General features: G+C 66.7%; 10 protein-coding genes. 1 reads left to right on the top strand and 9 read right to left on the bottom strand.

Annotated elements, in window-relative coordinates; genetic code table 11:
* Together Q0176_RS06175 and uvrB are read right to left on the bottom strand one after the other, a co-directional pair.
* On the bottom strand, positions 1-192 hold a 192-nt coding region (locus Q0176_RS06175), incomplete at its 3' end, for a hypothetical protein (protein ID WP_299300301.1).
* Positions 177-2,117, bottom strand: a complete 1,941-nt coding sequence (gene uvrB / locus Q0176_RS06180) for an excinuclease ABC subunit UvrB (RefSeq protein WP_299300303.1) — start codon at positions 2,115-2,117, stop codon at positions 177-179. The genes uvrB and Q0176_RS06175, both read right to left, overlap by 16 nt.
* 380 nt (positions 2,118-2,497) lie before the next feature.
* Between uvrB and Q0176_RS06185 the strand changes: the two genes are divergently transcribed.
* Positions 2,498-2,863, top strand: a complete 366-nt coding sequence (locus Q0176_RS06185; RefSeq protein WP_299300305.1) for a DUF488 family protein — start codon at positions 2,498-2,500, stop codon at positions 2,861-2,863.
* 85 nt (positions 2,864-2,948) lie between these two features.
* On the opposite strand, the gene recA is transcribed toward Q0176_RS06185, so the two are convergent.
* The 7 genes from recA to Q0176_RS06220 all read right to left on the bottom strand — a co-directional run.
* Positions 2,949-4,106 carry a recombinase RecA gene (gene recA, locus Q0176_RS06190; RefSeq protein ID WP_299300319.1) on the bottom strand — a complete coding sequence of 386 codons (1,158 nt, stop codon included), beginning with the start codon at positions 4,104-4,106 and terminating at the stop codon, positions 2,949-2,951.
* A gap of 54 nt (positions 4,107-4,160) precedes the next feature.
* The gene (locus tag Q0176_RS06195) at positions 4,161-5,411 is read right to left on the bottom strand and encodes a nicotinamide-nucleotide amidohydrolase family protein (RefSeq protein WP_299300307.1); all 1,251 of its coding nucleotides are present in this window, start codon (positions 5,409-5,411) and stop codon (positions 4,161-4,163) included.
* The gene (locus Q0176_RS06200) at positions 5,390-5,866 is read right to left on the bottom strand and encodes a phosphatidylglycerophosphatase A (protein WP_299300309.1); all 477 of its coding nucleotides are present in this window, start codon (positions 5,864-5,866) and stop codon (positions 5,390-5,392) included. The genes Q0176_RS06195 and Q0176_RS06200 overlap by 22 nt, the downstream gene beginning before the upstream one ends.
* On the bottom strand, positions 5,859-7,187 hold the full coding sequence (gene rimO / locus Q0176_RS06205) for a 30S ribosomal protein S12 methylthiotransferase RimO (RefSeq protein ID WP_299300311.1): 1,329 nt from the start codon (positions 7,185-7,187) through the stop codon (positions 5,859-5,861). The genes Q0176_RS06200 and rimO overlap by 8 nt, the downstream gene beginning before the upstream one ends.
* A 98-nt stretch (positions 7,188-7,285) precedes the next feature.
* Positions 7,286-8,131, bottom strand: coding sequence for a RodZ domain-containing protein (locus tag Q0176_RS06210; RefSeq protein WP_299300313.1), 846 nt, complete (start codon positions 8,129-8,131; stop codon positions 7,286-7,288).
* A complete protein-coding gene (locus tag Q0176_RS06215) occupies positions 8,112-8,846 on the bottom strand; it encodes a ribulose-phosphate 3-epimerase (protein WP_299300315.1) in 735 nt (244 codons plus the stop codon). The genes Q0176_RS06210 and Q0176_RS06215 overlap by 20 nt, the downstream gene beginning before the upstream one ends.
* A gap of 44 nt (positions 8,847-8,890) precedes the next feature.
* The coding region (locus tag Q0176_RS06220) for a PASTA domain-containing protein (RefSeq protein WP_299300317.1) at positions 8,891-9,881 on the bottom strand (991 nt) is incomplete at its 5' end.

Here is a 9,881-nt window from a genome sequence, read left to right on the forward strand (position 1 = left end):
TTTGTAAAGTCCTGCGATGGAGCACTCCGGGATCAGCACAATATGCACCCCTGCCGCGACAAGCATGACCGCGACCAGCGATCCCATGCGCGACCCCTCTGCACTCGGATAGATGCGCTGTGCAAATATGAGATAGCTGCGGTACGAAAGATAGATAAGCAGCAGAAGAAGAAGAGTTACCCCGATCGCCATAAGTCCAGCCGCTCCACCGCCTCCCACATCGCGCGCTCCAGCTCCTTGACCGTGAGCTTCGGGGTCTCCGCATCGCCGTCCCTCCGATCGCCGCGTTCCGCGCCGTCCAGCGAGTAGGCCTCCAGCAGCTCCTGCGGCAGCAGGCTCTTGATCTCCTTCTCGATGTTGCGCGGCACGATTCCGTGCTTCGCGTTGAACGCCATCTGCTTCTCGCGGCGGCGTCCCGTCTCGTCCACCGCCCTGCGGATGCTCTCCGTCTCGGCGTCCGCGTAGAGGATGACCGTACTGTCCACGTTGCGGGCCGCGCGCCCCATGATCTGGATCAGCGACCGGTAGGAGCGCAGATACCCCTCCCGATCCGCGTCCAGGATGGCGACGAGCGTCACCTCCGGCAGGTCCATGCCCTCGCGCAGCAGGTTGATTCCCACCAGGACCTGGACGTCCCCCTTGCGCAGGTCGCGGATCAGCTCCGCCCGCTCGAAGGTGTTCAGCTCCGAGTGGATGTAGCGCACCTTGAACTTCAGCTCCCGCAGATAGTCCGCCAGGTCCTCGGACGAGCGCTTCGTCAGGGTGAGGACCAGCGCGCGCTCCCCCTTCTCCGACACCGTCCGCAGGCGCTCGATCAGGTCGTCGATCTGGTCCTTCGCGGGCAGGACCAGCACCTCCGGGTCCGGGATGCCCGTGGGGCGGATCACCTGCTCCACCACCTGCGCGGAGTGCTCCAGCTCATAGTCGCCCGGCGTGGCGGAGACGAAGACCGCCGTGTGCAGGTGCCCCTCGAACTCGTGCCACTCCAGCGGCCGGTTGTCCAGGCAGGAGGGCAGCCGGAAGCCGTTTTCCACCAGCACGGTCTTGCGGGCGCGGTCGCCGTTGAACATGCCCCGAACCTGAGGCAGCGTGATGTGGGACTCGTCCACGATCATCAGGAAGTCCTCGGGGAAGAAATCGACCAGCGTGCCGGGCGGGTCGCCGATATTGCGCCCGTCCAGGTAGACGGAGTAGTTCTCGATGCCCGAGCAGTAGCCCACCTCGGTGAGCATCTCCAGGTCGTAGCGCGTGCGCATGCGGATGCGCTGGGCCTCCAGGAACTTCCCCTCGTTCGTGAAGCGCTCCTCCATCCGGGCCAGCTCCGCCTCGATCAGGGGCTTGGAGCGCTCGATGGCGTCCGTCTGCGTGACGTAGTGCTGCGCCGGGAAGATCGACGCCTCCGGCATCCGCTCCACCAGCTTGCCCGTCAGGGGGTTCACCAGGTCCACCCGCTCGATCTCGTCGTCGAAGAAGGTGACGCGGATACAGTTCTCGTCGTAGGCGGGGAAGATCTCGATGGTGTCGCCCCGCACGCGGAACTTCCCGGCCTCCAGCACCGTGTCGTTGCGCTCATAATAGTTCTCCATCAGGTGCTGGAGAAAGGCGCGGTGCTCCCACCGGTCGCCCTCGGCGAAGGAGAAGATGGCGTTCTCGTAGTTCTCGCGCTTCCCCAATCCGTAGATGCAGGAGACGCTGGCGACGACCAGCACGTCGCGCCGCTCGATCAGCGCCTTGGTGGCGGCCAGCCTCAGCCGCTCGATACGGTCGTTGACGGAGGCGTCCTTTTCGATGTAGGTGTCGCTGGACGGGATGTAGGCCTCCGGCTGATAGTAGTCGTAATAGCTGACGAAGTAGTGCACGGCGTTCTCCGGAAAGAACATCTTGAACTCGCTGTAGAGCTGCGCCGCCAGCGTCTTGTTGTGGGCCAGCACCAGCGTGGGACGGTTGACCGCGGCGACGACGTTGGCCATCGTGAAGGTCTTGCCGCTGCCCGTGACGCCCATCAGGGTCTGGAAACGGTCCCCCTGTCCGAGTCCCCGGGTCAGGGCCTCGATGGCCTCCGGCTGGTCGCCCGAGGCGGGCCAGTCCGAGTGCAGGATGAAATTTTTTGAGAGCAAGGTCCGATGCCTCCAACACGAAAGATTCAAGGGGAGCGCCGATGGAATCCGCGCGTCCTCAGCCCGGAGGGGCCTCCCGCCGAACGCAGCTCCAGGGCCTGCAGGCACACAGCCCTCCCCCTTCAAGTTTCTTATCTGCGGAAGCCGTTTGTCAAGGGTGTTTTCCGCTTCGCCCCCCGTTCTCCGGGCGCGATCTACGGGATATCGAGGTTCAACATGGCAATTGCCGCCCAAAACAGGTATGATTTGAAAACCGCAGCGGTCCCGGGGAGGGGCGCCTCATCGACGACGCTCGCGGACGAAGGGAGAAGATCGAACCATGAAAAAACACTTCAGGGAAACCCGGACGATTGCCGCCCGGCTCACGGAGGTTTGAGGACATGGCCCCAGACCTGGCGCTCAAAAGAGCGTACGAGGAGGCCAGCCCCTCCGACGGCTGCCGCGTCCTCGTCGATCGGCTTTGGCCCCGAGGCGTCTCGAAAGAGGCTCTGAGGGTGGAACGATGGTGGAAGGAGATCGCCCCATCGACGCAGCTGAGGCAGGAGTTCGCTCACAAGGAGGACAGATTCGCCGAGTTTGCGGAGCATTATCGGGGCGAGCTGAACGCGAACCCCATGGGGCCGGAGTTCCTCGGCTGGGTCCGCGAACGTCTGAGGGAGGGAAGAGTCAGCCTGATCTACGCGGCGAAGGACACCGCCCACAACCAGGCGGTCGTCCTGAGGGACTGGGTTCTGGAACGCCTGTAGCTCCCGGCCCTCCTCCGCCCGATCCCCGCGGAGAGGCGGGAGGCCGCCGCCCGTGTCGGCCCTCCGCCTCTCATCGCCGGATAAGCTACTTGTCGTCGTCGGAGAGGTCCAGGATCCCCTCCTCGATCTCCATGGGGCCGTCCAGCATATCGACCTCGAGCGACGCCGCGCCCTCCTCCGCGGCCTCCGGGGCGTCCGGGTCCCCGCCGGGGTTCGGCTGGGGATGGAAGCCGATTCCCCTGGCGACCTCCGCCATGATCTCCCGGATGATCTCCTCCTGCACCGAGGGGTTCTTCTCGAGGAACTGGGCCACCGCCTCCTTGCCCTGCCCCAGGGTCTCCCCCTTGTAGGAGAGCCAGGACCCCTTCCTGCGGATGACCTCGTAGTCCACCGCCATGTCGACCACCGCCACCCCCATGGGGATGCCCTTGCCGTAGATGAGGCTCGTGTGCGCGGAGCGGAAGGGGGGCGCCAGCTTGTTCTTGACCACCTTCAGATAGAGCTCGTGCCCGATGGTCTCCTCGCTTTTCTCGATCTTCTTGCCGCGGCGCACCTCCAGACGGACCGACGAGTAGAACTTGAGCGCCCGGCCGCCCGTCGTCGTCTCCGTCGGGCCGGCCCCGTATCCCGTCGAGATCAGGGCCCGGAGCTGGTTGATGAAGATCACCACGCAGTTGGTCTTGGACACGATGGAGGTGAGCCGCCGCAGCGCGTAGGACATCAGGCGCGCCTGAAGGCCCAGCTGGCTCTCGCCTATCTTGCCGTCGATCTCCGCCTGAGGGGTCAGGGCCGCGACGGAGTCCACCACCACCAGGTCCACCGCACCGCTCCGCACCAGCGCGTCCAGCACGTAGAGCGCCTGCTCGCCGCTGTCGGGCTGGGAGAGGTACAGGGCCTCGACGTCCACCCCAAGCGCGGCCGCCAGCCGCGGGTCCAGCGCGTGCTCCGCGTCGATGAAGGCCGCGACCCCGCCCGCCCTCTGGGCCTCCGCGATCGCATAGAGGGCGACCGTCGTCTTTCCCGAGCCCTCCGGCCCGAATATCTCCACGATGCGCCCCTTGGGGTAGCCCCCGACGCCAAGCGCGATGTTCAGCGGCAGAATGCCCGAGGGGATTACCTCCACGTTCGCCCGCGCGTTGTCGCCCAGACGCATGATGGACCCCTGCCCGAACTTTCCCCGTATGTCCTCAATGGTCTGTTCCAGCATCTCCTCGCGCGTCTGCGGCACTTTTTTCTTCGCCAAGGCCAGATTCACATCCCTTCCTCAGTCCGTCCAGTGGGTTAAAATCGGAAACGGCTACCTGCCGCCCGGCTTCGTATCCTTTGCGGCACGCCACAGGGCCGACAAAGCACAGGCCACGGCCCGTTCCCGAACGCCATCCCGGTCTCCCCGCAGGTTCCGCAGAAACGCGGAGCTCCGTACCCCGCCCTCCTCCATGGAGGCCACGGCAAACCACACGGTCCCCGTCGGCTTCTCCTCACTGCCCCCTCCGGGGCCCGCAATGCCCGTGACGGAGACGGCGAGGCTCGCGCCATACAGCCGAAGGACCCCCTCGGCCATGGCCCGGGCGCACTCCCCGCTGACCGCGCCGTGCCGCGTCAGTACCTCGGGGTCCACCCCCAGAACCTTTCGTTTCGCCTCGTCGCTGTAGGCGACGACGCCGCCAAGAAAAGCGTCGGAGCTGCCGGGGACCGAGGTCAGGGCCCCCTGCACGAGTCCGCCCGTGCAGGACTCCGCGCAGGAAAGCGTCATTCCCCTGCTGCGGGCCTCGTGAAGCACGGCCTCCTGGAGCGCCGCACAGCCGGCGGGAAGCGCATCGTCCGGGAAACGGTCCCGAATCAGCCCCTCCGCATCCCGAACCCTGCCGGGCTCGCCCCGGACGACCAGCTCGACCGACGCGAAGGAGGGAAGCACCGACACGTGGAGCGCGGGGTCGGCGATCACCTCGGGAACCCGCTCCACCGCGCACAGCTCCGAGACGCCCGCCAGGACGACGGAGGTCCAGCGGTGAGAGGGAACGAAGAGCTCCGGCAGCTCCTGCCGGACCATCGCCGCGAACTCCGAGGGGACCCCGGGCAGGCTCAGAACCCTCGTCCCCCGTCGCTCAAAGGCGATCCCGAGCGCGGAACCCTCGGGATTGTAAAGGCCCTGCGCCGAGGCCGGGACCAGCGACTGGCTGGAGCGGACGTACTCCAGCGCGGCCCGGCGCTCCCCGTCGTATCGCCCCACAATCCGGTCGTAAAGGGCCTCCTCCCGCCGCAGAGGGCTGTCCAGATAAGCGGACAGGGCCTCGCGCGTCCGGTCGTCATGCGTGGGACCCAGCCCGCCCGACAGGACCAGCAGGTCCGTCCTACCCACCCAATGCCGAAGCAGCCCGACGATCGATTCCGAATCGTCGGGGACGACCTCGATACGCTCGACGCGCCACCCGGCGTCGTGCAGACGCCAGGCCAGGGCGGCGCAGTTCCCCTCGCGGCGCACCCCGCTCAGGAGCTCGTCGCCCACCGCGGCCAGGACGGCCGACCTCAGCTCACGAACAGATTCCACAGCCAACCCCGCCCCCAGAGGTATCCATTCAAAAATTGAAGAAACAGGTTCACCATCACGCCGCCGACCACATCGTCGGCCATGATCCCGACCCCGCCCGGCAGCCGTTCCGCCGTGGAGACCGGGAAGGGCTTGAGGATGTCGACCACGCGGAACAGGAAAAACGCCGGAAGCGAAAAGGAGACAGGGAGCGCGTAAAGCGATACCCACATCCCCACCGCCTCATCCACGACGATCGCCCCCGGGTCCTCCGCCCCCATGGCGCGCGCGCAGGCTCCCGCCGCCCAAATGCCCACGGCCCCCAGGGCGAGAATGCCCCACCAGGGGACCGGGAGAAGGACGTAAAAGATACAGGCGGCCGCGGACCCCAGGGTCCCCGGCATCTTGGTGAGAAAGCCCAGCCCCCCGAGCGTCGCGGCGAGGACCGGAAGCGCCCTGCGATTCAACTCAGACATCCCCCTCCCCCTTGTCGACGGCCTCGCCGAACAGGTCGTACTCCTCGCAGTCGGTGATCCGCGCCCGGACGAAGGTTCCGAGCTCGGCATCCCCCGCGCCCGAGACACAGACCATGCCGTCCACCTCGGGCGCATCCCGATAGGAACGCCCCCAGGCCTCGCCCGACTCCCCATCGACCTCCTCGACGAGGACGTCCAGCTCACGCCCGACGAAGAGCGCGCTGCGCTCCCGCGAGAGCTCCGACTGGAGCTCCATCAGGCGGGCATAGCGTTCCTCGCCCACCTCGCGGGGGACGAGATCCGGGAACGAGGCCGCGCGGGTCCCTTCCTCGGGCGAGTAGACGAACGCCCCCACCCTGTCGATCTCCGTCTCCACCAGAAAGTCCAGGACCCTTCGGAACTGGACCTCGGTCTCACCCGGAAAGCCCGTCATGATGGTCGTGCGCAGGGCAAACAGGGGATTCTTCTCCCGAAGGTAACGGAACATCCTGCGGATATGCTCCCCCGCAGGGGCACGGTTCATCCTGGACAGGATCGTATCGTCGATATGCTGGACCGGAACGTCCAGATAGGGCAGAATCTTGCCGCTCTCCATCAGGAAGTCCACGAAGGCGGGCGTCAGCCTGTCGGGGTGCAGGTAGAGCAGCCGCACCCAGGTCCCGTCGGGCAGGGCCGCGTCCAGTTCCCTCAGAAGACGCTCTATGGCGGGGGCCCCGTAGAGGTCGCGGCCGTAGACCGTGAGGTCCTGCCCCACGAGGCAGAGCTCCCGGGCTCCCTCCGAGCAGAGGGCGAGGGCCTCGTCCACCAGGCGCTCCACGGGAAGGCTCCTCAGCCTGCCCCGGATGAGCGGGATGGAGCAATAGGAGCAGAAGGTGTCGCAGCCCTCTCCCACCTTGAGGTAGCGGGACCACCTCGGGGTCCCCGGAAGCGGAACGCGTCCGCAGCCCGTCCGGGAGGCCGACACCTCCGAGTGCTCCAGCCCCGCGAGGTAGTTCACGACCGCATCCCAGTCCTCCGCCCGCGCGAACAGGTCCACGCTGTCGAGCTCCCGGCGCAGCTCCGCCTCGTAGCGGTTCACGATGCAGCCCACCACGACGATCCGCTCCAGGACCCCGCGCTCCTTGAGGAGCTCCAGGTCCAGAATCGCGTCGATATTTTCCTTCACCGCATCCTGGATGAAGGCGCAGGTATTGATGATGCCGACGCGGGCATCCTCGGGGTCCGCCACCACGGTATGCCCCTCGAACGCGAGGCGTCCCATCAGGTTCTCGCTGTCCACGCCGTTCTTCGCACAGCCCATGCTCACAAAAAAAATGTTCAATGCGGCAAAGCCACCTTCCCGACAGTTCCCCCGAGAGACGGCGAAAGCCGGGGACGGCCCTCCCGATCCTCCGTCCCCGGCCTCTCCATTCGGCGCCCTCAGTTGACCTTCCTGTAGCTCCCGTCCGGCAGGTAGAAGTAGGTCTCCGAACGTTTGCCCTTGGGATTCGCGACGCCGAGGTCCTTGCCGTTCAGGGTGACCGAGGCCGCGTTGGGCCGTCCGTAGGAGACCTTGGCCTGAACAGGCAGGTCCCAGGACACGACGGAGCCCTTCTTCAGCGTTTTGGAGAACAGGACCTTGTCCCCGATCGTCACCTTCATCCAGACGTCGGAGACCGCGCGGATCTCCAGGCTGGGAGGAGGCGGAAGCGGCTTCGACTCGGGTTGGCGTTCCGGGTCGGAGACCATGATCTCCATCGAAGCGGGGCTGACCCCGGCTACCCCGGTGTCGCCCGACGCGTCCTCGGAGGTGAGGGCCGAGAGCGCGGGATCCTCGGGCCGCATCGTCCGAAAGGCGTCCAGGGAGAGCCCTCCGCTGGACCAGACATACCAGACGTAGACCCCCGTTCCGATCAAGGCCGTCAGCAGGACGAGAAAGAGCCAGAAGTGCGAGACGGGCTTGAAGCCCCTCGTGGGGGACGTCCCGTTCCCGAGCACGTTGGTCGGGGCCTCCGGGCCCCGGGGCATCGACCGGTTCAGCCACCCCATGAAGGGCTCCTGAAGATCCTCCGCGTTGATGACGCGGAGGTAGGTCCGGACGAACCCCTTGGTGTAGACGAGGTCCGGAAAACCCGCGTAATCCCCCTTCTCGATTCCGCGCAGAAACTCGATGCGGATGCGCGTCCGTTCGTATACGTCCTCAAGCAGCAGGCGCGCTTCCTCGCGTCTTTCCGCGACCAGGCGCCCCAGCTCCCTCAATGCCTCGTCACGATCCGATATCGGCATCGTCCAGAGCCTCCTTCACTTTAACTCTCATGGACTCCAGGAAAGCTCCCGGATCGGGGCTTTGGAAGACCGCGCTGCCGGTCACCACGACATCGCATCCGGCCAGAGCCACCCGTCCCACATTTTCTTCGTTGATCCCGCCGTCCATCTGGATGAGGTAGCGACGTCCCTCCGCAGCCCTCAGCCGGACGAGGTCCCGTGTGCGCTCCAGGGTCGCCTCGATCAGGCTCTGCCCTCCGAACCCGGGGGTGACGGACATGACCAAAACCAGATCCGCGATCTCCAGGACGGGACGAACCCGCTCCACGCCGGTGGCCGGCCCCATGGCAACGCCGGCCCGAAGGCCGGACCTCCGGATGGAGGAGAGCGCCGCATGGAGAAGCTGCGGTTCCGTCTCCGCATGAACGGTGATCAGCGACACCTCCGCATCAACGAACAGGGGCAGCAGCACGTCCAGGCGATCCACCATCAGGTGGGCGTCGATGAAGGCGTCCGGATAGCGCCGGCGCAGCGCCCGCGCCATCGCGGGCCCGAACGACAGGTTGCGGACGAAGTGCCCGTCCATGATATCCAGGTGCAGCCAGTCGTAGCGCCCTCCCAGCCCGTCGATGGCGGCGCCGACGCACAGAGGATCGGCCCCCAGCAGGGAGGGAGCGAACAACACCCTTCGCCGCGTCCGACTCCCCGTACCCTTCCAGTAGGTTTCCGCTTCCATAGCCCCGTCCTCTTCCTGACAATCGAGCCGGCCCGAGACGGGCCTCACTGATGTTTGTCCTGCCAGACGAACTCCCCGCCCAGGTAGAACGTCACGACGCACTCCTTCTCGTAGGGGACCTCCAGGGAGACGAGCTCGCCGCTCCGCGCCTTGCGGTCCAGGACGACCGTCTTCCCCGAGGGGTCCACCTTCTCGATGCGCAGGTCCAGAGGCTGCGCCAGAGGAGGCACCTGATAGCGGACCTTCGCGACCTTACCCTTCGGCGTCAGAGGAGCCGACGGCTGCTTCGGCGCCGGGGGCTGCACGGGTTCCGCAGGAGAGGGCTCGACGTCGGGGCGCGTCTCCGGGCTCGGGGGAAGGGCTGGATTGGGAATCAGGCGCTTCCCGCCCTCCGGCCTTCCGGCCTCCTGATCGAGGACCGTCAGGTTGGGGTTGGCCTCCGTAACCGGAGTCTGTTCGGCCGACCCCTCGCCCACAAAAATGTCCCCGTGCCCCGGGACCTTCACGACCACGACGCCGCCCCGACCCCCCGACTCCGTCTCGGGCTTGGGTGCGTTCGCCGGTTCGACATAGCCCGCGGGCTTCTGCAGGGTCGCAATCTTCAGGCGCACCCCGTCCCCGGCCCGCGCCTGAGCCCCCGCGGAGGGGCGAGTCTCGATGGCCATTCCCTCGGACATGGAGGGGCTGTAGATCTTGTCCACCGCCAGGACCCTGAGCCCGCTGGCCGTGAGCATCTCCCGCGCCTCCCGCTCCGAACGGCGTGCGACGTCCGGGATCGTCAGCTTCCCATCGCGGCCGCCCCCTCCCTCGCTGACCAGAAGATCGACCTTCCGCTCCACGGGGATGTTGGCGGGCGCCGAGGGGCTCTGGGCGATGACGACGCCTCCCGGCTGGGATCCGTCCTTGATTCGGATCACGTCGCCGACCGCAAAACCCTGCTCCTGAAGCACCCTCTGGGCACGGGTCAGCTCCTGCCCCCGAAGGTCGGGGACGGCGCGCTGCTCTCCGCCCTGACTGACCTGGAGAATGACGAGC

Source organism: uncultured Fretibacterium sp. (assembly GCF_938040765.1).
GTDB lineage: Bacteria > Synergistota > Synergistia > Synergistales > Aminobacteriaceae > CAJPSE01.

Coding starts and splice junctions, on each gene's coding strand:
- Q0176_RS06215 (WP_299300315.1), bottom strand. CDS start 8,846: ATGGAAGCGGAAACCTACTGGAAGGGTACGGGGAGTCGGACGCGGCGA.
- Q0176_RS06210 (WP_299300313.1), bottom strand. CDS start 8,131: ATGCCGATATCGGATCGTGACGAGGCATTGAGGGAGCTGGGGCGCCTG.
- Q0176_RS06185 (WP_299300305.1), top strand. CDS start 2,498: ATGGCCCCAGACCTGGCGCTCAAAAGAGCGTACGAGGAGGCCAGCCCC.
- Q0176_RS06200 (WP_299300309.1), bottom strand. CDS start 5,866: ATGTCTGAGTTGAATCGCAGGGCGCTTCCGGTCCTCGCCGCGACGCTC.